We start from the raw sequence: 23,838 nt of genomic DNA, 5'->3' as shown, positions 1-23,838 counted from the left end.
TATTGATGGTTCTTGCTGCATGTGGGGGAGACAGTGGAAGTGAAGAAAGTGATCCAATCGTTATTTCCGGTAAGCCGTGGACAGAGCAATACATTTTACCGCATCTTCTTGCAGAGTACATAAAAGCGAATAGTGACTATGAAGTAGAAGTTGATGCAGGTGTTGGAGAAGTAAATATTCTTCAACAGGCGCTAGTTGATGGTGACATTGATATGTATGTTGAATATACGGGTACTGGTCTTGAAGCGGTATTAAAAGAAAGTGCTGAATCTGATGAATCGGCTGATGAAATTTTTGAACGAGTGAAAAAAGGCTATAAAGATGAATATAACCTTGTTTGGCTTGAGCCTTTAGGTTTTGAAAATGGATACACGCTTGCGATGACCCAAGAAACAAATAAAGAGGTGAATGCAGAAACATTTTCAGACATCATCCCAGCTTCAAATGATTTGGTATTTGGTGGACCACACACATTCTATGAAAGAGAAGATGGTTACGATGCACTCGTAGAAGCATATGGGTTTACTTACAAGGATGAAGTGAGTCTAGATCCGAACATCATGTACGATGCGTTAAATGAAGGAGAAGTTGACGTCATTCCTGCCTTTACCACTGATGGTCGAATTGCTCGTTTTGATCTTGCTACAACAGAAGACGATAAGCAATTCTTCCCACCATATTATGCTGCACCAATTGTTCGCCAGGAAGTTCTTGATTCCCATCCAGACCTTGAGAAGGTTGTGAATGAATTTGCTGGAAGTATTTCAGAAGAAGAAATGTCTGAGATGAATGCAAAAGTTGATATGGATGGAGAAGAACCTGAAGATGTAGCTGTTGAATTCTTGAAAGACAAGGGATTGATCGAATAATAAAAAGCGAGATGAGGAATTCCTCATCTCGCTTTTTCATTGATGTTATTCAGCTGGTTTTAAATCTTCAATTGAATCAGCTTCAACGTAAGATGGCACAACAAGTCCAGTTTTCGCACCTTCAAGGTTTGGTCCAAGACGGTCCATGTTGTCACCATACTCATCTAGAAGATCAGCGTGTGTAATTGGAAGCCATCCAGCTACCATTGCATCAGCATCACCTTCAGAAACAGCGATGAACATAGAAGCAGCATCAAGCTGAGTTAACTCTACTTTATAACCCATGCTTTCAAGTACTTTCGCAACGACGTTTGTACTTGCGATTTCAGAATCCCATGCAACATAGGCAAGTGAGATTTCTTCGCCGTCTACTTCATCAGCGCCATTTGTCCATTCTTCAACCATATCTGTATGTTCGTTTACCCAGTTTTGTGCGGCTTCTTCAGGCTTAGCACCTTCTTGAATTTCAACCATTACAGAACTCATATCTTCTGGAGTCCAGTTGAACTGATCAAGAATTGTATGAGCAGAAGGTTGATCTTCTTTTAATCCTTTACGTGCAAATGTTTCAATGTTTTCTTCTTCACCATAAAGTCCTTTTGGATCTTCAAGGTATTTAAGATCGTATTTCGCGAACATCCAGTGTGGCGTCCAGCCAGTTACGATAATTGGCTCTTCGTCTTCAATGGCTTTCCCAAGTTCTGCAGCCATTGCTGCAGAAGAAGACTCGATTAATTCCCAACCTTTAAGGCTATCGTACTCTTCAAGTGCAGAAGTTGTAGCTTTCATAATTCCAGCACCAGGTTCAATACCGACAATTTCATAATCCATTTCTTCTCCAACGTTAGAACCGCTTTCGCTAGAGCCTTCGCTGCTTTCTCCGCTATTGTTTCCGCCGCAAGCAGCAAGAATCAATGTAAGTGACAAAAATAATGCTAGTCCTGTTAACCCTTTTTTAAAATTAAACATGTAATTCCCCCTTAGTTTTTTGTTTTACCTATATTTTGAGAAATCCGGTCGAGCATAATTGCTAGTATCACAATGGCAAGACCAGCTTCAAAACCAATACCAACTTTAATTTGCGTTACAGCTCGATAAACATCTGCCCCTAGGCCAGGTGCACCTACTAGCGATGCGATAACAACCATAGAAAGGGAAAGCATGATGCTTTGGTTAATTCCCGCCATAATGGTAGGTGTTGCAAGCGGTAGCTGTACTTTAATTAATTTCTGTTTTGTTGTTGAACCAAAAGCATTTGATGCTTCAATTAAGTCTTCAGGTACCTGGCGAATACCAAGGTTTGTTAAGCGAATCGTTGGTGGCATCGCAAAAATAACAGATGCGATGATACCTGGTACCATCCCAATTCCAAAGAACAAGATAGCAGGAATCAGATAGACGAAGGCAGGCATTGTCTGCATAAAATCAAGAACAGGTGTAATAATGCCTCTGACACGGTCACTTTGTGATGCCCATATTCCAAGTGGAACCCCAAGAATAATGGATATAATAACCGAAGTTAAAACGAGCGCGAGTGTCTCAATTGTTGGATCCCAATAACCTAAATTATCGATTAACAACAGACCAAGTAACGTGAATATAGCAACAGGCCAGCGACTTGACCACCACGCTAGGATCGTAAAGATTGCGATTAGTACAAGAGCTGGAGGGAAGGCTAAAATCGAAACAATCCCCTCAACAAACCAATCAATTCCTGATGTAATCCCATCAAAAACGGGTTCAAGATTATCTGTAAGCATATCGACAAAGCTGTCTACCCAATCAGCTAGAGGGATTTTAGGGAATAGCTGCATTTAGCTCACCTCTCCTTTCGCTGATTCTGTTTCATTGCCGGCAAGTGCTCCGATAACCGCGCCACGTACAATAATGCCTTTAAACTTATCGTTTTCATCAATGACTGGTAGTGGAAGAGACGAGCTTGCCATTTTCACAAACATATCTGTTAATAACGTATCAGGTGCGACAGTTGGAAGATCCGTAATGAGAATATCTGCAATTTCTTTTTTTGCTTCGATCGCTTTTGCGGCATCATCCGCTGTAATTGCACCAATTAATTTTTGTTTTTTATCTACGATATATAAGCTAGAAAGCTTTTGTTCTCGCATAAGTTGAAGCGCTACACGTGGGCCACGATCAGCTCTAAGTGTTTCAGCTCGCTTCATAACGTGAGAAGCTGTTAATACTTTGGAAAGGTCAACGTCTTCTACAAATCGTTCAACGTAGTCATTGGCCGGATTCGTCATAATTTCTTCTGGTGTTCCAATTTGAACAATAGAACCGTCCTTCATCAATGCGATCCGATCACCGATACGAAGTGCTTCATCAAGGTCATGTGTAATAAAAACAATCGTTTTCTCCATAGACTCTTGAAGTTCAAGAAGCTCATCTTGCATATCTTTACGAATGAGTGGATCAAGTGCACTAAAAGCTTCGTCCATTAAAAGAACATCGGGATCGTTTGCAAGAGCACGGGCAAGACCAACACGCTGCTGCATACCTCCGCTTAGTTCTGACGGATAGCTTTTTTCATATCCTTTTAATCCGACAAGTTCGAGTGATTCCTGCGCTTTTCCAGAACGTTTCTCTTTACTAATGTTTTGCACCTCAAGCCCGTACTCTGTGTTTTCAAGTACTGTCTTATGAGGGAAAAGCGCGAAACGTTGAAATACCATACTAAGCTTTTTTCGTCTAACATCCCGAAGCTGTTCAGGTTTCATCCTGACGATATCTTCATCATCAATGAGAACCTGTCCTGAAGTAGGTTCAATTAAGCGATTGAGAAGCCGAACAAGTGTAGATTTACCACTACCTGATAGCCCCATGATGACAAAGATTTCACCGGGATATACGTCGAAACTTGCGCGGTTAACGCCAACCGTATTTCCGGTCTCTTTTAAAATCTCACTTTTTGATTTGCCCTGATCTAAAAGCTTTGTAGCTTGTTTGGGCGATTTGCCAAATATTTTGGTTACGTCTTTAACTGTAATTTTGGCTTTCTCCATAGTTTCACCTCTGCCTTTATTTCAAATAGTTAGCGGATAAAATTACAAAAATAACTGAAATATGTCGAAATTTACGATAATCAGTCATTTACTAGTCTTTTTTTACCGACCTATTAAGTATAGAGTGTAGGTACTTAATACTACAAACGTCGTGAGTGCTCAAATTCAGGTAATTCAGTACATACAGAAAAAACTGTACAAACTAAACGGGTAAATGCTTAAGTATCGTCTAGGATGCTAGTATATGCTACAAGGTTTGCTAGTAAACTTTACAATTCATGGGGTTAACACTAAACTATGAAATGACAAACGATTGGAAAAGTAGGTGTATAGTTTGCAAGATAAACGAGTAGAGAATGCAAGAGAACGAGTGATTGAATCAATCTCTAAAAATATGGATATTTATAGCGTAACTCCTTCTGTGGGGCGGTTATATGGCGCGATGTTTTTCGAAAAAGAGCCGATGACGCTTGATGAAATGAAGGATAAGCTTCAAATGAGTAAGACAAGTATGTCGACCGGAGTAAGGACATTAATCGACTTAAATATGGTGGATAAGGTGTGGAGAAAGGGGGAGCGTAAAGATCTTTACGAAGTGAAGTCAGATTGGTATCAAACCTTTACGGATTTCTTTTGTATCCATTGGCGAAAAGGAATTGAAATGAATCGGGATGCTTGCAAAGAGTCGATTGCTGAGCTAATGGAAGTGTTGGATGGCGATATTACGAACGAAGATAAGAATAAGGCTATAGAAGACTTAGATAAGATGTCTTACGCTCTGGGATACTACGAGTGGTTGAACAAAGTAGTCGATTTATTTGAATCAAGGAAGATATTTGATGTGATAGATAAGGAAGAATAGCTGAGATAATTGTAGGGGACACCATTCACTATGATTTGCATAGAGGTAGTACGAATGGTTGTTGATGTTCACTTTCTCCAAACAAAAACGTGCAGGAATTTCCTGCACGTTTTTGTTATAGGATTTTACTTAAGAAAGCCTGAGTTCGCTCATTTTGAGGATTTGAGAACAATTCGTTAGGGACGTTCTCTTCTACGATATAGCCGCCGTCCATAAAAATAACGCGGTCGCCTACTTCACGTGCAAATCCCATTTCATGAGTAACAACAACCATTGTCATTCCTTCTTTTGCAAGGTCTTTCATTACTTCTAACACTTCGCCGATCATTTCAGGATCAAGGGCTGAAGTTGGTTCATCAAACAGCATGACGCTAGGTTCCATCGCAAGAGCTCTTGCAATCGCTACACGCTGTTTTTGTCCACCTGAAAGTTCGCCCGGGTAATTATTGGCCTTATCTCCAAGACCAACTTTAGCAAGAAGTTCCTTTGCTTTCTTTGCGGAGTTTTGTTTGTTTTCCCCTTTTACTTTAATGGGGGCAAGGGTTACATTCTCAAGAACTGTTTTATGTGGAAAGAGGTTAAAATGTTGAAAAACCATTCCAACGTCCTGACGAACCTTATTGATATTCGTTTTAGGATCCGCAATATTATGACCATTAACGATGACGCTACCGCCCGTTATTTCCTCTAATTTATTTAAACAGCGAAGAAAGGTGCTTTTGCCTGAACCAGAAGGACCAACTACGCAAACAACTTCTTTTTCTTTTACATCTGTATTAATATTCTTTAATACTTCTAACTCTCCGAACGATTTCTTAAGATCTTTCACCTGGATGATGCTCATTGTTGCAACTGTCTCCTCTCATGCTACTTTCTTCCTTCATGTAGAAGGAGCTTTCGATAAAAACCATTATATCAATCCTTTGCTCAATTAGAAAAGAACTTACCCTCAATGGAAGAGAAAACGTTTCACTTCTGCAGTTGTACTCTCGGTGACATTCTTCTATAATAGTCAGTGAAAACGTTTGCGCATAAGTTCACGGTATAAAGGAGGAGACTGCATGGCTCAACAGTGGTGGAAGGAAAGCGTTGTTTATCAAATTTATCCTAGAAGTTTTAATGACAGTAACGGGGATGGAATTGGTGATATTCGAGGAATTACAGAAAAACTCGATTATTTGAACGAATTAGGCATCGATGTGGTGTGGTTATCACCCGTTTATAAGTCGCCGAATGATGACAACGGTTACGATATTAGTGATTATCGAACGATTATGGATGAGTTCGGAACGATGGAAGACTGGGAAGAGATGTTAGAAGGAATGCATCAACGTGGAATCCGTCTTGTAATGGACCTAGTTGTTAACCATTCTTCTGATGAACATGCGTGGTTTACCGAAGCGAGAAAATCAAAAGATAATCCGTTTCGTGAATATTATATATGGCGAGAAAGTAAGGAAGACCAGCCTCCAAACAACTGGGGATCTTTTTTCGGAGGTTCTGCGTGGGAGTATGATGAAGAGAGTGATGAATATTTTCTACATCTCTTTTCAAAAAAGCAACCTGACCTCAATTGGGAAAACGAAAAGCTAAGAGAAGAAGTGTATGCTCTGATGAAATTTTGGCTCGATAAAGGGGTCGATGGATTCAGGATGGATGTTATAAATTTGATTTCCAAAACACCTGGTTTACCAGATGCCGAAGTAACGGATGATTCTCCTTATCAGTGGGGAGGAGATTACTTCGTAAATGGTCCGAAATTCTTAGAATACATGAACGAAATGAACGAACAGGTTTTATCAAAATACGATGCAATGACGGTTGGCGAAATGCCAATGGCCACGCCTGAAGATGGTAAAAAGTACACGAATGAAAATGATGGTATTGTGAATATGCTGTTTCAGTTTGAACACATGGATGTAACAAGTGGGCCTGGAGGTAAATGGGATCAACAGGCTTGGAAACTAACGGATTTAAAACGGATTATTTCAAAATGGCAGACCGAGCTTCACGGTACTGGGTGGAATAGTTTATATATGGAGAATCATGATCAGCCTCGTTCAGTTTCTGTATTTGGAGATGATCAGGAATATCGTGTAGAATCAGCCAAGATGCTGGCTGCATGGCTTCATTTTCTCCAAGGAACGCCATATATTTATCAAGGACAAGAGCTCGGGATGACGAATGTCTACTTTGATGATATTAAGGATTACGAGGACATCGAAACGCTTAATATGTATAACGAAGAAGTTGTTGAAAAAGGAAGAAATCCAGAAGAAGTACTCGACGCTATCCACAAAAAAGGCCGTGATAATGCACGGACGCCTATGCAGTGGACTGATGAGAAAAACGCGGGGTTTACGACTGGAAATCCATGGTTAAAAGTGAATGGTAATTATCACGAAATTAATGCCAGAAAGGCGTTAAGTGACGAAAATTCTATTTTTTACTTTTACAAAAATTTAATTCGCCTTCGAAAAGAGCTTCCTGTACTTATCCATGGTAATTATCAGCTACTTTTAGAAGAGGATGAGAATTTATATGTGTACACGAGGCGTTATCAGGACACGACGTTGGTTATTGCTGCTAACTTCTCGAAAGAAACGTGTGAACTGAATCTTCCAGAAACGTTAAACGGCGGAAAACTACTCGTTCATAATTACCAAGATGTGGCGAATCAGTTGCAAAATGAGTCGAACATGCGCCCTTACGAAGTGAAAGTGTATATGATGTAGGTACAAGCGCGGGCGCAGCCTGCGCTTTCTTTCATTTGGGTTTTACTTTATCGTTTTTTAAAGGATTGAATTCTTTATTTCGAGGGAAGATAATTTTGAGAAAAAGAATTTTCTTGAAAAGTATTCGGTTTCCTTTTTCTTTTTGTTTCACTCATGTATAATAACAGATGTACATTTGTTCATTAGGGATTTTACTAAATTTCAATATAAAAAAGGAGTGTATACATATGACAACGACTCAAATGGATTCACTTGCTGTAAATACGATTCGTACGCTAGCAATCGATGCAGTTGAAAAAGCAAACTCAGGTCACCCAGGCATGCCGATGGGAGCTGCACCTATGGCCTACACGCTATGGAGTCAGTTCATGAATCACAATCCATCTAACCCGGATTGGTTTAACCGCGACCGATTTGTTCTTTCAGCAGGTCATGGTTCAGCACTATTATATAGCATGCTTCACTTGTTTGGATATGACGTTACAATGGAAGATTTAAAATCATTCCGCCAGTGGGGGAGCAATACTCCAGGACACCCAGAATTCGGTGAGACACCAGGAGTAGATGCAACAACTGGACCGCTTGGCCAGGGCCTTGCGATGGCAACTGGTATGGCAATGGCTGAACGTCATTTAGCTGCAACGTATAACCGAGATAACTTTAATGTCATTGATCACTATACGTACAGCATTTGCGGAGATGGCGACTTAATGGAAGGCGTATCTTCAGAATCTGCTTCATTAGCTGCACATTTGAAGCTTGGTCATCTTATTGTTATGTATGATTCAAACGACATCTCTCTTGATGGTGATCTTGATCAGTCCTTCTCAGAAAACGTTCAACAACGTTATGAAGCATACGGCTGGCAAGTAATTCGCGTTGAAGATGGCAATGATATGGGTGCTATTGCAGACGCTCTTAAACAAGCGAAAAGCAATACAGAGCAACCGACACTAATTGAAGTGAAAACAACAATTGGGTATGGTTCACCAAACAAAGGTGGCAAAAACACTTCCCATGGTGCACCACTTGGGAAAGATGAAATTCAGCTAGTGAAAGAAAACTACCAGTGGACTTTCGAAGAAGATTTCTATATTCCTGAAGAAGTGAAAGGCCAATTTGCAGATTTTAAAGAAGCTGGAAGCAAAAAAGAGCAGGAATGGAATGAACTTTTCAAAAAATACGAAGCACAATATCCAGAGCTTGCAAAGCAATTATCAGCAGCTCTAAATAATGAACTTCCTGAAGGTTGGGATAGCGAAGTTCCTACTTATGAAAAAGGAACAAGCACAGCATCTCGTGCTGCATCTGGAGAAGTTCTTAATGCTCTTGCTAAAAATAACCCTCAAATCTTCGGTGGATCAGCGGACCTTGCGTCTTCTAACAAAACAATGTTGAAAGATGAGCAGGACTTCTCACCAGCAGATTATAGTGGCCGTAATATTTGGTTCGGCGTACGTGAATTTGGAATGGCTGCAGCAATGAACGGAATTGCCCTCCACAAAGGTCTTCGTATCTTTGGTGCAACGTTCTTCGTATTCTCTGACTACCTTCGTCCTGCACTTCGTCTATCAGCATTGATGGGTGTACCTGTAACATACGTATTCACTCATGATAGCGTAGCAGTGGGAGAAGATGGTCCGACTCACGAACCTGTTGAGCAACTCGCTTCACTTCGTGCGATGCCAGGTCTTTCAGTTATCCGACCAGCGGATGGAAATGAAACTGCTGCAGCATGGAAATTGTCTGTTGAAGCAACGGATCACCCAACAGCTCTAGTGCTTTCTCGTCAGAATCTTCCAGTTGTGACAGAGTCACCGGAACAAGCATACGAAGGCGTGAAACGCGGTGCGTATGTTGTAGCTGGTAGTGACGATGCTGAAGCCATTCTTCTTGCGTCTGGATCTGAAGTTGGCTTAGCAGTAGAAGCGCAAGAACTTCTTTCAAAAGAAGGCATTTCAGCTTCTGTTGTCAGCATGCCAAGCTGGGATCGATTTGAAAAACAATCAGCTGATTATAAGCAAAGCGTTCTACCAGACAACGTAACAGCTCGTCTTGGTATTGAAATGGGCGTATCATTTGGCTGGGATAAGTATGTTGGCCAAAAAGGTGATATTCTTGCGATTGACCGCTTTGGAGCATCTGCGCCTGGCGACACTGTTATTAAGGAATTTGGCTTTACTGCAGAAAATGTTGTCAATAAAGTTAAAGCAATGCTCTCCAAATAAGATAATCGTATCTTAAGATGAAGAGCGGAAGGCTTTCAGAAGGCGAAATGGTCTTTCTGGAAGCCTTTTTCTTAACTAAAGACCATTAAATATTTGAATACACGGGTGTTGCTATGGATAAAGATAAACTGACAAAGGTGGTAGAAGCTGCCCGCTTATACTATCAATTGGACTATAGTCAACAGGAGATCGCAAAGAAATTAGCGGTTTCAAGGCCGACGGTTTCGCGTTTATTAAAACAAGCGAAAGCAGAAGGCGTTGTTGAAATTAAGATTCATGATCCATCCCAAGATGTTCATATGCTTTCATCAGAACTTGCTGATTTGTTTGGATTATTAGAAACGCGGATCGCCATTGTTCCTCAATTTGAGGATGACCTTGTTAAAAAACATATCGGTAAAATTGCAGCTGATTATTTAAATACAGCTATTCAAGACAATGATTTGATTGGTGTTTCATGGGGCACCACGCTAAATGAGATCGGTAAGAACCTTCGTCATAAGTTACTGAAAAACGTTTCGGTTGTTCAATTAAATGGCGGCATTAGTTATTCAGAAACCAACACCTATGCTTATGAAGTGATTCAAATGCTTGGCCGTGCATTTCATGCTACGAGCCATTTCTTGCCTGTTCCTGCCATAGTTGACCATCTTCTTGTAAAGCAAACGATGGAAGAAGATAGACACATTCGTCGTGTTCTTGACATGGGTCGGAATGCGAATATTGCTTTATTTAGTGTTGGAATTCCAACAAATGACTCGGTTATTGTACAGGCAGATTATGTATCAAAAGAAGAGCTAGAAGTCATTCATACGAGATCTGTTGGTGAAATTTGTTCGAGATTTTTTGACGAAAAAGGGAAGCTCATTCATAAGAAATTAAATGAACGCACAATTGGAATTGATCTACAAGAGCTTGCTACAAAAGAAAAGTCAATATTGGCGGCTGGTGGTCCAAATAAAGTTGAAGCGATATATGGGGCGTTGGAAGGTGGCTATGCCAATGTTCTTATAACCGATCACTTTACGGCTCGCGCTTTATTAGAGAAGAAAAAGCAGGGGAGGGATAAACAATGAAAATGACTGTATTAGGTCCGTGGGGAGGTTACCCTAAAGCTGGAGAAGCGAGTGCAGGGTATCTTTTCCAGAGTGAAGGCTATAACTTGTTAATTGATTGTGGAAGTGGTGTATTGGCACAACTTCAATATCACCTTTCCGTCGAAGAACTCGATAGTGTCATCATTAGTCACTACCATCCAGATCATATTGCAGATGTAGGGGTTCTTTATCACGGGCGCTTGATTCAATCCAAAACAAAGTCTGAATTACCAGCGCTACCGATCTATGGTCATTCCCATGATGAAGCAGGTTTTAATAGTTTGGATCATACGCCTTATACCGAAGCGAGGTCTTACACGGAAGAAGATCGTTTAGAGCTCGGCCCGTTTTCCATTACTTTTCAAAAAACAAAACATCCGGTTGTATGTTTTGCTATGCGCATAACTGATGGAAAGCATACCGTAGTGTTTACAGCAGATTCAAGCTATATAAAAGAGTTCGAAGTCTTTTCTGCTGGAGCTGACTTACTCATCTCAGAATGCAACCTTTATGCGGATATGGATGGTTCTAAAATGGGGCACATGAATAGTACGGATGCAGCAACAATTGCAAGCGTAGCGAATGTTTCCACTCTTATGTTAACGCATCTTCCGCATTTTGGAGAGTTATCGGATCTTCAAAAAGATGCAAAAAAATACTTTGATGGGGAAGTTGTACTTGCTTCTACAGGACTAGTTTGGGATTCAGAAAAAGAGTTATAGTAAAAAGCCAGAAGAAGGAGTCCTTCTTCTGGCTTTTTGAATGATAGAAATGAAGCAATTTTTGTTTTCGTTCAAGAACTCCAATATCTCCGTTTCTAAACGCTCGTCTCCGCTTTTCGTAGATCCAGCTGCAGCGCCCAGCCTCTCGATCGCTTCACCTCATAAAATGAACACAAAGACCGTGTTCTTTTTATGAGGCTCCAGCGCTTTTCGAGGCTAAACGGGCACTTCCGCTTTTCGTAGATCCAGCTGTGACTCGCAGAAACTGCGATATTTCGCTCTTGAACCAGAACACAAAGACCGTGCTCTAGTTCAAGAACTCCAATATCTCCGTTTCTAAACGCTCGTCTCCGCTTTTCGTAGATCCAGATGCAGTGGGCAGGTCCTCGAGTCGCTTCAGACGTACATCCGAACACAAAGACAGTGTTCAAATATACGTCTTCCAGCGCTTGTCGGACCTAACCGCCCACTTCCGCTTTTCATGTCTAGCTGCAGCCTCCAGACCCTCGGTCACTTCACCCTACAACTCGAACACAAAGACCGTGTTCAATTTGGAGGGCTCCAGTGCCTGCCGGGTCTAAACGGAGGCTTCCGCTTTTCGTTATTCCCCTAACGTTGCGTCTAGTTTTCCGTTCATGTCCATTAGGAAGCCGATTTCTCGGCCTAGTAGGCGGGCTAGTTCTTTAGATTTTTTTTCGCCTTCGGATTTGATCTGTTCGATGGTTAGGCTAGAGTTTAGGTTGGAAGCCCCTACGACGACGGGGATTTCACCTTTTTCGTAATAAACGATTTTCATATTGCTCCTCCTCATAGTACGTTTGCTTACAATATTCGTACGGAGACAGCTAGGAAAGGGTAGAGGTGTTGTGCTTTTTCGTACTTTGGTCGGGGGGACATAAGTATCAGGTTTTGATTCCTTTCCAACAATTCATTAGAATAGAGATAGAGAACATACAGGAGGTACAAGGATGCTTTATATAGATAATGAGAACATTATGGATGCTGGGATTAATCTAGCGATTGAGGAATACATTTTGAAGGAGCTTGATCCTGAGGAAACTTATTTGTTATTTTACTCGATGAATCCAACAGTTATTGTTGGGAAAAATCAGAATACCATTGAGCAAATTGATACGAGCTACATACGTGAGAATGGTGTGGATGTCATTCGTCGTCTTTCGGGTGGAGGCGCGGTTTATAACGATCCGGGTAATCTAAGCTTTAGCATTATTACGAAGGATGACGGCAATAGTTTTCACAACTATAAGAAGTTCACCGATCCGGTAGTAAAGGCACTTAGCAAACTTGGTGTCGATGCGGAGCTCAGTGGACGAAACGATTTGTTAGTGAACGGGAAGAAAATATCAGGTAATGCCCAGTTTTCGACAAAGGGGAGAATGTATAGTCACGGAACGCTAATGTTTCATGTGAACTTAGAAAATGTAGTGAAAGCTCTAAAAGTAAATAAAGAGAAGATTGAATCGAAGGGCATTAAATCCATTCGCAGTCGCGTTACCAATATTAGTGAACATATGGATCAAGAGATGACGCGCGAGCAATTTAAACAAACGTTACTTCAGTATATTTTCGAAGGAGAAAAAGAAATCCCCTCTTATGACTTAACCGAAAAAGATTGGAAAGCCATCCATGAAATTGCGGAGGAACGGTATAAGAATTGGGATTGGAATTATGGTCGCTCTCCAAAATTTAACGTTCAGCATTCAAAGCGTTTTCCGATTGGGTCAATAGATGTTCGTCTTGAAGTAAAGAAGGGGTACATCGAACAGGCTACGATTTTTGGAGATTTCTTCGGCGTTGGGGACGTGAAAGAGATAGAAAACCAACTAATAGGTGTTCGCTATGAACGTGGATCGCTTGAAGAAGCTCTTCAAGAAGTGGACGTATCTCATTATTTCGGGAAAATAACAAAAAAGGAATTCATTGATCTTCTATACTAAAAGAAAGGAGCTGGGAATCCAGCTCCTTCTTCTTTTGTTGCCTCTTTTTAGTTGTTCAAAATATTTTAGAACGTTTTTTGTTGAGAATTAATTTATGAACTTTTCTTTGTTCCCCTTGCTAGTAAAATTTTCTTCCAATATAATATATTTAGAAAATTAAAAATGAATGACTACTCATTCATATAGGAGGAGAGCGAATGAATCTATCTCAGCAATTAAAAGAGACAGCAGCGACTTATCCTGAGAAACAAGCTTACATTTATCAGGATGAAGCTGTTTTGTACAAAGAACTTGATCAGAAGGTTTCTGGTTTTGCTACAAATTTATTGGCAGAAGGAATTAAAAAAGACGATCATGTGGCTTTAATATTAGGTAACTCACCAGAGTTTTTAATTGCTTACTACGGAGTTTTAAGAGCTGGCGCCGTCGTTATTCCAATTAACCCCATTTATACTCCGGATGAAATTGGCTATCTTCTTCATAATGGAGACGTGAAGGCAATTGTTACATTGGAACAAGCACTCCCTCTAGTTGAAAAAATGGCCGGTCAATTAACTGATATCGTTCTCGTTACTTATACTGGTGAGGGGAAAGAAGAGAGAGTTATTGCAAACACAAAATTGAAACCGTTTACAAAAATGATTGAGGATCAAAACGAGGTTTTTCCAGATGTTACGATAAACGAAGATGACTTGGCTGTTATCCTGTATACATCGGGAACAACAGGAAAACCAAAAGGTGCGATGCTTTCGCATAAGAATTTATTTAGTAATGCATCAGATACTGGCTCTTACCTTCAAATCTCTTCTAATGACGTTGTGGTCACTGCCCTTCCTATGTTTCACGTGTTTTGCATGACCGTTTCAATGAATGCCCCTCTTATTTCAGGAGGAACATTGTTAATCCTTCCTAAGTTCAGTCCTCAAGAAGTTTTCCGCGTTGCTGAGAAATTCAAAGCTACTATTTTTGCAGGAGTACCAACCATGTATAATTTCTTATACCAATACCCAGAAGGTCGAGCTGAATATTTTCAGCATATGCGACTTTGTATTTCAGGAGGTTCTTCTTTACCTGTGGCCCTTCTACACCGTTTTGAAGAAAAGTTTCAAGTTCGGATTTCAGAGGGATATGGATTATCAGAAGCATCTCCTGTTACGTGCTTCAATCCACTGGATCGTCCCCGTAAAGCAGGCTCGATTGGTATGAACATCACGAATGTTGAAAATAAAGTCGTTGATGAACTAGGACAGGAAGTTCCGGTAGGGGAGGTTGGAGAGCTAGCTGTTAAAGGTCCAAATGTGATGAAAGGTTATTATAAAATGCCAGAGGATACCGCAGTAACGCTGAAAGAAGGCTGGCTATTTACTGGTGATTTAGCGAAGATGGATGAAGAGGGCTACTTCTATATTGTGGATCGAAAAAAGGATATGGTCATCGTAGGCGGATATAATGTCTATCCAAGAGAAGTTGAAGAAGTTCTTTATCAGCATCCTGATATCGTTGAAACAGCGGTAGTGGGCGTCCCAGATCCAAACTTCGGGGAGGCAGTTCAAGCCTTTGTTGTCACAAAGCAGCAGATGACGGAAGAAGATGTAATGAACTATTGTAAAGAGCATCTGGCAAAATATAAATGTCCGACGATTGTAGAATTTATTAGTGAATTGCCGAAGAATACAACTGGAAAAATATTAAGAAAAGCTCTTCGTAAACAAGTAAACGCTTAAGACAAAAGCCGATCCATTTAGGATCGGCTTTTGTTATGAATAATCAGAAAACGATTGATATTTGTATAACAATAAAATATAATGACGTTAAATAAACGTTATATTGGAGGTGCGCATAATAGTGATTTCTTTAAACGAAAGAATGGATCATTTTATGAATCGTATCAATAGTGGTGAAAAAATTGAAGCGGATGATTGGATGCCGGATGACTATAGAGAAGCATTAATTCGTTTGATATCCATGCATGGGATTAGTGAGATTATGGGAGCTTTACCTGAAAAAGAATGGGTTCCAAAGGCTCCATCTATCTACCGAAAGCTTGCGATTATGGCGAAAGTTCAGGATGAAATGGGCCATGGTCAACTATTACTTCGAGTAGCAGAAGATTTAATGGAACCACTAGGGAGGAATCGTGATGATATTATGAAGGATCTTTTTTCAGGAAAATTGAAATTCCATAATGTCTTTCATATGAAAGCCCCAACGTGGGGGGATGCTGGTGTGATTGCGTGGTTAGTAGACGGCGCGGCAATTATATCGCAGACGATGATGCTTGGAACGTCTTATGGACCTTATGGGCGCGCTTTGAAACGCATTTGTGCTGAAGAGGTGTTTCATGCTCAGCATGGTGAAAGCATTATTATGGCGCTAGCTGAAGGAACGAAGGAGCAACGAACCTTATTACAAGATTCTATTAACAGATGGTGGACCTCGTTATTAATGTTTTTTGGGCCAAAAACAAACGCCGAAACAGGACACAGCCATCAAGATAAAAATATGCGCTATAAACTTCGTACCAAAACGAATGAACAGCTCAGGCAGGAATTTCTAACAAAATATGTTCCTCGAGTATGGGCGCTAGGTCTAACGATTCCAGATCCCACGCTGAAATTTGATGAAGAAACTTCTGAATGGCAGTATCAACAGCCAGATTGGGAAGAATTCAAGAAAATTGTGACTGGACATGGTCCAAAATCCAAGGAGCGATTAGCGCTACGAATGCGATCGTATGAAATGAACAGTTGGGTGAGGGAAGCGCTCGGAACAAGTAAGGTATCAAATATTGCGAGGTGATCTGTCGTGAGTAGTCCTTTTTATGAAGTCTATGAGGTGTTTAGCAAAAAAACAGATACATCAGCACTTCAGCATCAATTTAGTCTTCTTGCGCCAAATGAGGAACTTGCCTTTGTTATGGCAAAGGAAAATTTCTTTCGACGTGAGCAGGCAGCTGATATCTGGGTCGTGAAGCGAGACCACATTAAACGAATGAATTCTGAAGAAAAAGAGGCAGTGAAGCACTTAGAGAAGAGTTACCGAGAAACGAAGGGTTATGGGTATTTAAAGAAAAAATGGCGTCAGTATGAGCAAGAGCAACTTACTGCAAAAGACATCATGGGAGGGGGAGAGGGCTAATGGAGGCTTTGGAATACCGAGAGTGCTTAATTGAACTGATCTATCAATTAGCAGATGATGATTTTCTGCTAGCATACCGTGGATCAGAATGGCTAGGTCTTGCGCCTCATATTGAAGAAGATGTAGCGTTTGCTTCAATTAGTCAGGATTTGATGGGGCATGCCGCACTTTATTATGGATTACTAGAAGAGCTTGGAGAAGGAAAGATAGATCACTTAACGCATAATCGCTCTCCTGACTATTTTCGAAATGCAATTCTTGTAGAGTTGCCGAATGGAACGGGGACTTATTTAGAAAATCCATCATATGATTGGGCATTTACTGTTGTTCGAAATTACTTCTATACGCTGGCCAAAAAGGTTCGACTTGATTCAATTAAGAAATCATCTTATGAGCCACTGCAACACATTGTTCAAAAAATCTCCATTGAGATGAGCTACCATATGATGCATTGGGAAGTTTGGTTTAAGCAGCTTATCAGTAGTACAGCTGAAGCGAAAAGTAGAATGGAAGAAGCAATGAGCATTGTATTTGAAGAGTTAGGTGGTGTTTTTTCATACGGGCGTATTGGTGATCGAATGGCGAGGCTTTCGCTTATTGAAAGTGAAGATGTCCTTAAAGAACGATGGATGGTTTACTTAAATAAAGAAAACATCCAGTATTCTATGAAAATGAAACAGGGGGATGGTCGAAATGGCATTCATACACCCCATTTAGCGGAAGCGCTTGCTACGTTGTCAGAAGTATATCAATCTGTCCCAACAGCGGAGTGGTGAGGAGGGGGAGGGAATGATACTTAAAGAGAAAGTGATGAAGGTGCTTGATACGGTAAAAGATCCGGAGATTCCTGTTGTAAGCGTAGTGGACCTTGGGATGATCCACAACGTTTCTATTCATAATCATCGAGTCACAATTGAAGTGATGCCAACATTCTCTGGGTGTCCTGCATTAGAAATCATCAAAAGGAATATCGAGCTTGCTGTAGAAAGTATTCCTGAAGTGAATTCTTTATCTGTTGCATTTATTCGGCATCCCATATGGACAACCGAACTTGTTTCGGAGAAGGGGAGGCAGGAATTGAAAAAGTTCGGTATTGCGCCACCTGAAGACCGTGTGGAAGGGGAATGGCATGTGCCGTGTCCATATTGTGGATCAGTTTATACAACAATGGATAATATTTTTGGACCAGCCGCTTGTCGAAGTATTTTGTATTGTAAGTCGTGTAAAAACCCATTTGAAGCGATGAAGCCTGTGTCAATTTAATTAAAAGAAGAAAGGTTGATGAATGATGGTTAAAGTGATCGCATTGTATAAACAGCCGGAGAACGCCCAGAAATTCGATGAGCATTATTTTAATACGCACGCCCCAATTACAGCAAAAATCCCTGGACTGAAAAAAATGGAAGTGACAAAGATTGTTGGGTCACCTATGGGAAAAAGCGACTATTATTTGATGTGTGAAATGTACTATGAAGATCATGAATCGATGAAAGCGGGAATGAAGTCTCAAGAAGGTAAGGCTTCAGGTAAAGATTTAATGAGTTTTGCAGGCGATCTTGTAACACTAATGATTGGTGAAGAAGTTGGAGAAACAGCAGATACAAATTAAAGTGAGGTGCAATGAATGTTTGAAACGATTGATTATGAAGTTAAGGATCGCGTAAGTTGGATTCGGTTAAATCGACCGAATAAATTGAATGCGTTTACATTTAAAATGAATCAAGAAATAACGGAAGCGATGAAGCTAGCGAATAACGATAATAAAGCTCGCTGTGTGGTGATCACAGGTAATGGAAGAGCTTTTTGCTCAGGTCAGGATTTAGGTGGCGTTGAAGAAGGTGTGGATCATGGTGAAATGCTAAGGGCTACTTATAATCCGATGGTAAAAGAAATTACCTCTTCTTCTAAACCGGTCATTGCTGCAGTTAACGGTGTAGCGGCAGGGGCAGGCATGAGTCTTGCTCTTGCGTGTGATTTTCGATTAGCTCATGAAAACGCAAGCTTTATTGAAGCATTTGTTCATGTTGGCCTTGTTCCTGATTCTGGGAGTACCTATTTTCTTCCGCGCCTGATTGGTCATGCGAAAGCGCTAGAACTTGCGCTACTTGGAGACAAAGTAAGTGCTCCAGATGCTAAGGAGCTTGGACTTGTGACGCAAATTTTTTCTAATGAACAATGGGAGAAAGGAATTAATCAGTTTGCAAACCGTCTAGCTAGCCTTCCGCCCAAAGCGGTAACTCTCATTAAACAGAGCTTACTCCGCAGCTGGGAAAGTACCCTTGATGAGGTGCTTGAAATGGAAGCTGTTGCGCAGGCCGAAGCTGGTCAAACGAAAGACCATAAGGAAGGTCTTCTAGCATTTACCGAGAAACGTAAACCAGTTTTCCAGGGGAGTTAAGAGAGCGAGAGAAAAAAGCAGGAAACCGGGGGTAAATCTTGAATAGATGCTATAGAGTGAAAGTAGCCGTGGAGGTTGGTGAACGAACTTCCCGGCTCTTTCCTATGCTTACTACCATAGAAGGAGGTCTTCAAATGTCAGTTGTTACATATGAAGTAAAAAACCATGTTGGATACGTAACTTTAAATCGACCAGAAGTTCTAAACTGTTTTAACTACGAAACCCTTTCAGTACTGCAGGGAATTGTTGACGATATCTATTCAGATCGCGAGGTTCGTGCCGTTATTTTTTTGGGAGCTGGTGAAAAGGCTTTCAGCGCAGGAGCTGATTTAAAAGAAAGAAGAACACTCTCTGACAGTGAAGTCCGCCGCAACGTAAAAAAAATCCGAGAAGTGTTTTCTTCTGTTGAATCACTTCCTCAGCCAACAATCGCAGCATTGAATGGGTTTGCTTTTGGTGGAGGTTTTGAGCTTGCTCTCGCGTGTGATTTTCGCTATGCCGTCGAAGGAACAAAAATGGGCTTAACCGAAACAAGTCTAGGTATCATACCGGGAGCGGGAGGAACCCAGCGTTTACCTCGTCTAATTGGCACAGCGAAAGCGATGGAATTGGTGTTAACAGCACGAAAATTAACATCAGTAGAGGCTTACGAAAGTGGTATTCTAAACGGGGTCGTACCACGTGAAGACTTGCTTAAAAAATGTGAAGAGTTAGCACGCGAAATCTGCCAAAATGCTCCAATTGCTGTGCAGCAGGCGAAGTTTGCTGTCCGAGAAGGTATGAATGTGGATCGTCATACAGGAATGGCAATTGAATCGAAAGCTTATGAAGTAACAATCCCAACGAATGACCGTCTTGAAGCATTAGATGCCTTTGCAGAAAAAAGGAAACCAATTTTTAAAGGGGAGTAGTTGTTGCAGAAGAGGAAAGGCTCTGGTAGTATAACATCATATTTGAACCGCGTTTTTATTTCGGAATGCTTTAAGCAAGCGGAGGTATGATGATGAGCGAATCTTTGAATACACGCTCCATGATTTTTACATTGTATGGAGAGTATGTTAGACACTATGGAAATGATATTTGGATTGGTAGTTTGATTCGTCTTCTAAAAGAGTTTGGGCACAATGACCAATCTGTTCGAGCGGCGATTTCACGAATGAGTAAGCAGGGCTGGGTGGAAGCAAGGAAAGAAGGAAATAAGAGTTTCTACTATTTAACAGAACGTGGGATTAGGAGAATGGATGAGGCGGCTGAGAGAATATTTAAGCTCCGGCCAGCAGAATGGGATGGAAGATGGCGTATGTTTCTTTATACGATCCCTGAAGAGAAGCGACATATTCGAGATGAGCTACGTAAAGAGCTTGTTTGGAGCGGGTTCGGAAGTTCATCCGCTAGCTTATGGCTTTCACCTAATCACCTTGAAGAACAGGTGAAATGGCTGATCGATAAGTATGAAATTAACGACTACGTTCATTTCTTTGTTGCTGATTATAAAGGTCCACACGAAAGCCATGCCCTTGTCAATGAATGCTGGGATTTGAATGAAATAAGCAATCGATACCGTGAGTTTATTAAAATGTATAGCGAGCGTTATGTTATCGATCGTAGTAAAATAGAAAAAGGGAAAATGAGTGATGGCGACTGTTTTGTAGAACGCGCAAAGCTCGTTCATGAGTACCGGAAGTTTCTATTTATTGATCCGGGCCTTCCATCCCAACTATTACCTGACGAATGGCCTGGCGAGCATGCAGCCATGTTATTTAGCGATTACTATAAAACGCTTGCGAGACCAGCTTCACGTTTTTTTGAAGAGGTTTTTCGAGAAGGAAATGAACTAAAAAATAAAGATAATGAGTATGATGCGCTCCAGCATCCTTTGTTATCGGACAGGTCATAGAAGTAGAAAGAAGGAACGGGTATCCCGTTCCTTCTTTTTCGTTATCTGACCACTTCATGTACCTGATCCTTAAATTCTTTTCCCTTTGTTTTATACGTTTCAATCGTTAAGGTAATGAGTTCCTTGTCTTTCTCTGTTAATTGCCTGATTACTTTTCCTGGAGAGCCGAGAACCATAGAATGTGGTGGAATCTTTTTACCAGAAGGGATCAGCGTATTTGCCCCTATTAGCGAACCTTCACCAATCTCAGCCCCGTCAAGTACGATTGCTCCCATACCGATTAATGCTCCATTACGAATTGTACAGCCATGTAGAATCGCATTATGGCCAACAGATACTTCGTCTTCTAACACAAGTGGGAACCCTTCAAACAAATGGCACGTACAATTGTCCTGGATATTGCACCCTTTTCCAATTATGATTGGTGCTTCATCCCCTCTTAAAACGGCATTAAACCATACGGTTGATTTTTCTCCAATTGTAACATCCCCAATAATTTTGGCGCCTGGAGCTACGTACACATCTTCCGCAAGATCTGGTGTTAAACCATTATACGAAAATAACATATAAGCGTGTTCTCCTTTCCGAAATAACAGGCTAGTGACGGACTAGAAATAAATCGTGTTTCATAAGAAGCAGGAATTTTTTATTTCACTTTGAATGTTATAAATAAGTATAACACGTTTTAATTAAAGCGTATTAATATCGTCATAAATTTAGGGGGAGATATACAATGAGACGTCTTTGTGAGTTGCTGTGCGTTCACTACCCATTTATACAAGGAGGAATGGGGAATATTTCTAGTCCTGTTCTTGCATCAGCTGTGTCTGAAGCAGGCGGACTCGGAACAATCGGAACGGGTACTTTAACAGTAGATGAAGTAGAATTATTGCTTCTTGATATGAAGAAACGAACTAAGAAAACATTTGCGCTCAATATACCAATTTCGGTTACAGCAAACTTAAAAGGAATGTGTGAATTAGCTGTAAAATACGCTGTACCTGTCGTCTCTCTTTCAGCCGGTAACCCAGCCCCTTATATTCAATATTTTAAACAAAATAACATCAAGGTCATTTGTGTTACCGCTAGCGTGAAGCATGCACAAAAAGCTGAAAAAGCTGGTGCTGATCTTATCGTAGGAGAAGGCTTTGAAGCTGCTGGAATCAATTCGCCACTTGAGCTTACGACAATGACGCTTATACCTCAACTTGTCTCTAAAGTGCAAATACCCGTCGTTGCTGCAGGAGGGGTAGGTGATTCAAAAGGCTTTGCCGCAGCATTAGCTTTAGGGGCAGAGGGGATTCAGATGGGAACAAGGTTAATTGCAACGAAGGAATCACCTTATCATGAACGGTATGTTGAAAGGTTACTAGAAGCAGATGATACAGAAACGGTCATCGTAGGACGGAGCGTCGGAAAAGTACGTAGGATTTTAAAAACAGCTTATGCTGACCGGTTAATTCAAGCGGAAGGAGCAGGTATTCATCCAGATGATTTTGAAGCAATGACAGATGAGGAAAAACATCGAATTGGTGCAGTAGAAGGGCGATTGGATGAAGGATTTATTAATGGCGGACAAATAAGCGGATTAGTTAAGTCCATTCCGACAGTTCAGGAGCTATTTAAAGAAATGATGGAAGGAGCTGAGCAAATTTACGAGAATCAGATGAAAGCATTTAAAGGTTTTTATTTAAAGCACTAGATCTATATCGGAATATTATTTTTGAAAATATAAAATAGTAATAATTGTTTGAATACTCGTTGACAAGCTAGATTTGCAAGTGTACCATAACGATACAATATGCCGGACAGGCGATAGGATTAAAATATGATGACAATAAGTTGGAAGAACTTATTTGGGGGAGGACAGGCATTTGAAATCCTGGAAAAAGTGGATTGGAATTTCGGTAGTAAGCGTGATGGTACTTTCAGGGTGTGGATCGAACAATTCGTCATCAAACGCAGATGATGAAGGACAAGCAAGTAAAGGTACTTATACAATTGGCGTCACGCAAATCGTGGAGCACCCTTCACTAGATGCAGCTTATGAAGGTTTTAAAATGGCACTCGAAGAGAACGGATTTAAAGAAGGAGATAACATTACTTACGATGTTCAAAATGCTCAGAATGACATGAACAACAGTAACACGATTGCGCAAAACCTAGTAGGTGATGAAGTAGATTTAATTTTTGCCAATTCAACGCCAAGCGCACAGTCCGCGTTAAATGCCACTTCCGATATTCCGATTGTTTTTACTTCGGTAACGGATCCAGTTGGTGCAAAACTTGTCGAGGATTTTGATAAACCAGGTGAGAATATAACAGGTACAACAGATACTCATCCTGAAGCGATTCCAAAAACAATTGAGTTTATTGCCAATGAGTTCGATGCTAAAAATGTTGGGCTGATCTACAATGCCGGGGAACAAAATTCTGTGGCCCAAGTTGATATTGTGAAAGAAGCAATGGAAGGTAAGGATATGAAAGCTGTTGAGAAGAGTGTTTCCACTTCAGCTGAGGTAAAGCAAGCAGCTGAAGCGCTTGTTGGTAAAGTAGATGTGATTTACATCGTGACAGATAACACGGTCGTATCAGCGCTCGAATCGGTCATCAGCGTAGCAAATGATAAGGACATTCCGATGTTTGCGGGAGAATTTGATTCTGTTAACCGCGGTGCCTTTGCGGCTTATGGTTTTGATTATCAAGATATTGGCTATGAAGCAGGTCAGATGGCTGCAAAGATTTTAAAAGGTGAAGAAACGACGGCAGATATTCCAGTGCAATACCCTCAGAATTTAAAACTTAAAATGAATGAAACAGCAGCAGAAGAAATGGGCATCGAAGTGAAGTCAGAATGGGAAGAGATGGGGGAATACACAGAGTAGAAAAATGGGTTCGAAAAAGAAGGGGT

24 protein-coding genes are annotated in these 23,838 nt (G+C 40.8%); 18 read left to right on the top strand and 6 right to left on the bottom strand.

The features are described 5' to 3' along the window. The first annotated feature begins 5 nt into the window (after positions 1 to 5). The gene (locus tag PQ578_RS17345; RefSeq protein ID WP_179886383.1) at positions 6 to 869 is read left to right on the top strand and encodes a glycine betaine ABC transporter substrate-binding protein; all 864 of its coding nucleotides are present in this window, start codon (positions 6 to 8) and stop codon (positions 867 to 869) included. Between the two features lie 45 nt (positions 870 to 914). On the opposite strand, the gene PQ578_RS17340 is transcribed toward PQ578_RS17345, so the two are convergent. Genes PQ578_RS17340 through PQ578_RS17330 form a run of 3 tightly spaced genes read right to left on the bottom strand, consistent with a single transcriptional unit; the run spans position 915 to position 3,892 of the window. Further along, entirely contained in the window at positions 915 to 1,838 is a 924-nt protein-coding gene (locus PQ578_RS17340; protein ID WP_273835706.1) for a glycine betaine ABC transporter substrate-binding protein, read from the bottom strand. 11 nt (positions 1,839 to 1,849) lie between these two features. Next, a complete protein-coding gene (gene choW, locus PQ578_RS17335; RefSeq protein WP_224598571.1) occupies positions 1,850 to 2,683 on the bottom strand; it encodes a choline ABC transporter permease subunit in 834 nt (277 codons plus the stop codon). Next, complete coding sequence (locus PQ578_RS17330; RefSeq protein ID WP_098446463.1) at positions 2,684 to 3,892, bottom strand: quaternary amine ABC transporter ATP-binding protein; 1,209 nt, start codon at positions 3,890 to 3,892, stop codon at positions 2,684 to 2,686. 334 nt (positions 3,893 to 4,226) lie between these two features. Here PQ578_RS17330 and PQ578_RS17325 point away from each other — a divergent pair, with 334 nt between their 5' ends. Continuing rightward, the gene (locus tag PQ578_RS17325) at positions 4,227 to 4,754 is read left to right on the top strand and encodes a GbsR/MarR family transcriptional regulator (protein ID WP_273835704.1); all 528 of its coding nucleotides are present in this window, start codon (positions 4,227 to 4,229) and stop codon (positions 4,752 to 4,754) included. Between the two features lie 115 nt (positions 4,755 to 4,869). Here the strand turns inward: PQ578_RS17325 and PQ578_RS17320 are convergent, their stop codons facing one another. Then, positions 4,870 to 5,598 carry an amino acid ABC transporter ATP-binding protein gene (locus PQ578_RS17320; RefSeq protein WP_165999716.1) on the bottom strand — a complete coding sequence of 243 codons (729 nt, stop codon included), beginning with the start codon at positions 5,596 to 5,598 and terminating at the stop codon, positions 4,870 to 4,872. Positions 5,599 to 5,815: 217 nt separating this feature from the next. On the opposite strand from PQ578_RS17320, the gene PQ578_RS17315 reads away from it, so the two are divergent. From PQ578_RS17315 to PQ578_RS17300, 4 genes are all read left to right on the top strand, one after another. Next, positions 5,816 to 7,489: a glycoside hydrolase family 13 protein gene (locus PQ578_RS17315; protein ID WP_273835702.1), complete on the top strand. Its 1,674-nt coding sequence runs from the start codon at positions 5,816 to 5,818 to the stop codon at positions 7,487 to 7,489. Between the two features lie 227 nt (positions 7,490 to 7,716). Beyond that, positions 7,717 to 9,717: a transketolase gene (tkt, locus tag PQ578_RS17310; protein ID WP_273835700.1), complete on the top strand. Its 2,001-nt coding sequence runs from the start codon at positions 7,717 to 7,719 to the stop codon at positions 9,715 to 9,717. Between the two features lie 113 nt (positions 9,718 to 9,830). Continuing rightward, entirely contained in the window at positions 9,831 to 10,793 is a 963-nt protein-coding gene (deoR, locus tag PQ578_RS17305; RefSeq protein WP_273835698.1) for a DNA-binding transcriptional repressor DeoR, read from the top strand. Next, complete coding sequence (locus PQ578_RS17300; protein ID WP_273835697.1) at positions 10,790 to 11,536, top strand: MBL fold metallo-hydrolase; 747 nt, start codon at positions 10,790 to 10,792, stop codon at positions 11,534 to 11,536. Before deoR ends, PQ578_RS17300 begins: the two co-directional genes overlap by 4 nt. Positions 11,537 to 12,137: 601 nt before the next feature. Here PQ578_RS17300 and PQ578_RS17295 read toward each other — a convergent pair. After that, positions 12,138 to 12,332, bottom strand: coding sequence for a hypothetical protein (locus PQ578_RS17295; protein ID WP_098446470.1), 195 nt, complete (start codon positions 12,330 to 12,332; stop codon positions 12,138 to 12,140). Positions 12,333 to 12,504: 172 nt separating this feature from the next. Here PQ578_RS17295 and lplA point away from each other — a divergent pair, with 172 nt between their 5' ends. From lplA to paaX, 10 genes are all read left to right on the top strand, one after another. Continuing rightward, positions 12,505 to 13,494, top strand: a complete 990-nt coding sequence (lplA, locus tag PQ578_RS17290; RefSeq protein WP_273835696.1) for a lipoate--protein ligase — start codon at positions 12,505 to 12,507, stop codon at positions 13,492 to 13,494. Positions 13,495 to 13,691: 197 nt separating this feature from the next. Next, positions 13,692 to 15,218: a fatty acid--CoA ligase family protein gene (locus PQ578_RS17285; protein ID WP_273835695.1), complete on the top strand. Its 1,527-nt coding sequence runs from the start codon at positions 13,692 to 13,694 to the stop codon at positions 15,216 to 15,218. 142 nt (positions 15,219 to 15,360) lie between these two features. After that, on the top strand, positions 15,361 to 16,293 hold the full coding sequence (gene paaA / locus PQ578_RS17280) for a 1,2-phenylacetyl-CoA epoxidase subunit PaaA (RefSeq protein WP_273835788.1): 933 nt from the start codon (positions 15,361 to 15,363) through the stop codon (positions 16,291 to 16,293). Positions 16,294 to 16,299: 6 nt separating this feature from the next. Continuing rightward, on the top strand, positions 16,300 to 16,632 hold the full coding sequence (gene paaB / locus PQ578_RS17275; protein ID WP_224884217.1) for a 1,2-phenylacetyl-CoA epoxidase subunit PaaB: 333 nt from the start codon (positions 16,300 to 16,302) through the stop codon (positions 16,630 to 16,632). Further along, positions 16,632 to 17,408: a 1,2-phenylacetyl-CoA epoxidase subunit PaaC gene (paaC, locus tag PQ578_RS17270; RefSeq protein ID WP_273835694.1), complete on the top strand. Its 777-nt coding sequence runs from the start codon at positions 16,632 to 16,634 to the stop codon at positions 17,406 to 17,408. The genes paaB and paaC overlap by 1 nt, the downstream gene beginning before the upstream one ends. A 13-nt stretch (positions 17,409 to 17,421) precedes the next feature. After that, positions 17,422 to 17,895 (top strand): 1,2-phenylacetyl-CoA epoxidase subunit PaaD, encoded by a 474-nt coding sequence (paaD, locus tag PQ578_RS17265; RefSeq protein WP_273835693.1) that lies wholly within the window; start codon positions 17,422 to 17,424, stop codon positions 17,893 to 17,895. A 25-nt stretch (positions 17,896 to 17,920) separates the two neighbouring features. Then, entirely contained in the window at positions 17,921 to 18,241 is a 321-nt protein-coding gene (locus PQ578_RS17260; RefSeq protein WP_273835692.1) for an EthD family reductase, read from the top strand. A 15-nt stretch (positions 18,242 to 18,256) separates the two neighbouring features. Continuing rightward, positions 18,257 to 19,030, top strand: a complete 774-nt coding sequence (locus PQ578_RS17255; protein ID WP_273835691.1) for an enoyl-CoA hydratase-related protein — start codon at positions 18,257 to 18,259, stop codon at positions 19,028 to 19,030. Between the two features lie 134 nt (positions 19,031 to 19,164). After that, positions 19,165 to 19,941 carry an enoyl-CoA hydratase-related protein gene (locus PQ578_RS17250; protein ID WP_273835690.1) on the top strand — a complete coding sequence of 259 codons (777 nt, stop codon included), beginning with the start codon at positions 19,165 to 19,167 and terminating at the stop codon, positions 19,939 to 19,941. A 92-nt stretch (positions 19,942 to 20,033) separates the two neighbouring features. Then, positions 20,034 to 20,927 (top strand): phenylacetic acid degradation operon negative regulatory protein PaaX, encoded by an 894-nt coding sequence (gene paaX, locus PQ578_RS17245; protein ID WP_273835686.1) that lies wholly within the window; start codon positions 20,034 to 20,036, stop codon positions 20,925 to 20,927. A 41-nt stretch (positions 20,928 to 20,968) separates the two neighbouring features. Here paaX and PQ578_RS17240 read toward each other — a convergent pair whose 3' ends face one another. Then, complete coding sequence (locus PQ578_RS17240; RefSeq protein ID WP_273835684.1) at positions 20,969 to 21,493, bottom strand: gamma carbonic anhydrase family protein; 525 nt, start codon at positions 21,491 to 21,493, stop codon at positions 20,969 to 20,971. A gap of 167 nt (positions 21,494 to 21,660) precedes the next feature. Between PQ578_RS17240 and PQ578_RS17235 the strand changes: the two genes are divergently transcribed. Then, positions 21,661 to 22,629, top strand: a complete 969-nt coding sequence (locus tag PQ578_RS17235; RefSeq protein WP_273835682.1) for an NAD(P)H-dependent flavin oxidoreductase — start codon at positions 21,661 to 21,663, stop codon at positions 22,627 to 22,629. A 172-nt stretch (positions 22,630 to 22,801) separates the two neighbouring features. After that, positions 22,802 to 23,812 (top strand): ABC transporter substrate-binding protein, encoded by a 1,011-nt coding sequence (locus PQ578_RS17230; RefSeq protein WP_420541581.1) that lies wholly within the window; start codon positions 22,802 to 22,804, stop codon positions 23,810 to 23,812. The last annotated feature ends 26 nt before the right edge of the window (positions 23,813 to 23,838 follow it).

Source organism: Guptibacillus sedimenti, from assembly GCF_028610665.1.
In the GTDB taxonomy this organism is placed as follows: domain Bacteria; phylum Bacillota; class Bacilli; order Bacillales; family Guptibacillaceae; genus Guptibacillus; species Guptibacillus sedimenti.
This window is presented reverse-complemented; position numbering and strand designations above follow the sequence as displayed.

Bases quoted from the DNA above. Each gene is read 5' to 3' on its own strand.
- PQ578_RS17345 (WP_179886383.1), top strand. From the start codon at position 6: ATGGTTCTTGCTGCATGTGGGGGAGACAGTGGAAGTGAAGAAAGTGAT.
- PQ578_RS17340 (WP_273835706.1), bottom strand. From the start codon at position 1,838: ATGTTTAATTTTAAAAAAGGGTTAACAGGACTAGCATTATTTTTGTCA.
- choW (WP_224598571.1), bottom strand. From the start codon at position 2,683: ATGCAGCTATTCCCTAAAATCCCTCTAGCTGATTGGGTAGACAGCTTT.
- PQ578_RS17330 (WP_098446463.1), bottom strand. From the start codon at position 3,892: ATGGAGAAAGCCAAAATTACAGTTAAAGACGTAACCAAAATATTTGGC.
- PQ578_RS17320 (WP_165999716.1), bottom strand. From the start codon at position 5,598: ATGAGCATCATCCAGGTGAAAGATCTTAAGAAATCGTTCGGAGAGTTA.
- PQ578_RS17315 (WP_273835702.1), top strand. From the start codon at position 5,816: ATGGCTCAACAGTGGTGGAAGGAAAGCGTTGTTTATCAAATTTATCCT.
- tkt (WP_273835700.1), top strand. From the start codon at position 7,717: ATGACAACGACTCAAATGGATTCACTTGCTGTAAATACGATTCGTACG.
- deoR (WP_273835698.1), top strand. From the start codon at position 9,831: ATGGATAAAGATAAACTGACAAAGGTGGTAGAAGCTGCCCGCTTATAC.
- PQ578_RS17300 (WP_273835697.1), top strand. From the start codon at position 10,790: ATGAAAATGACTGTATTAGGTCCGTGGGGAGGTTACCCTAAAGCTGGA.
- PQ578_RS17295 (WP_098446470.1), bottom strand. From the start codon at position 12,332: ATGAAAATCGTTTATTACGAAAAAGGTGAAATCCCCGTCGTCGTAGGG.
- lplA (WP_273835696.1), top strand. From the start codon at position 12,505: ATGCTTTATATAGATAATGAGAACATTATGGATGCTGGGATTAATCTA.
- PQ578_RS17285 (WP_273835695.1), top strand. From the start codon at position 13,692: ATGAATCTATCTCAGCAATTAAAAGAGACAGCAGCGACTTATCCTGAG.
- paaA (WP_273835788.1), top strand. From the start codon at position 15,361: ATGGATCATTTTATGAATCGTATCAATAGTGGTGAAAAAATTGAAGCG.
- paaC (WP_273835694.1), top strand. From the start codon at position 16,632: ATGGAGGCTTTGGAATACCGAGAGTGCTTAATTGAACTGATCTATCAA.
- paaD (WP_273835693.1), top strand. From the start codon at position 17,422: ATGATACTTAAAGAGAAAGTGATGAAGGTGCTTGATACGGTAAAAGAT.
- PQ578_RS17260 (WP_273835692.1), top strand. From the start codon at position 17,921: ATGGTTAAAGTGATCGCATTGTATAAACAGCCGGAGAACGCCCAGAAA.
- PQ578_RS17255 (WP_273835691.1), top strand. From the start codon at position 18,257: ATGTTTGAAACGATTGATTATGAAGTTAAGGATCGCGTAAGTTGGATT.
- PQ578_RS17250 (WP_273835690.1), top strand. From the start codon at position 19,165: ATGTCAGTTGTTACATATGAAGTAAAAAACCATGTTGGATACGTAACT.
- paaX (WP_273835686.1), top strand. From the start codon at position 20,034: ATGAGCGAATCTTTGAATACACGCTCCATGATTTTTACATTGTATGGA.
- PQ578_RS17240 (WP_273835684.1), bottom strand. From the start codon at position 21,493: ATGTTATTTTCGTATAATGGTTTAACACCAGATCTTGCGGAAGATGTG.
- PQ578_RS17235 (WP_273835682.1), top strand. From the start codon at position 21,661: ATGAGACGTCTTTGTGAGTTGCTGTGCGTTCACTACCCATTTATACAA.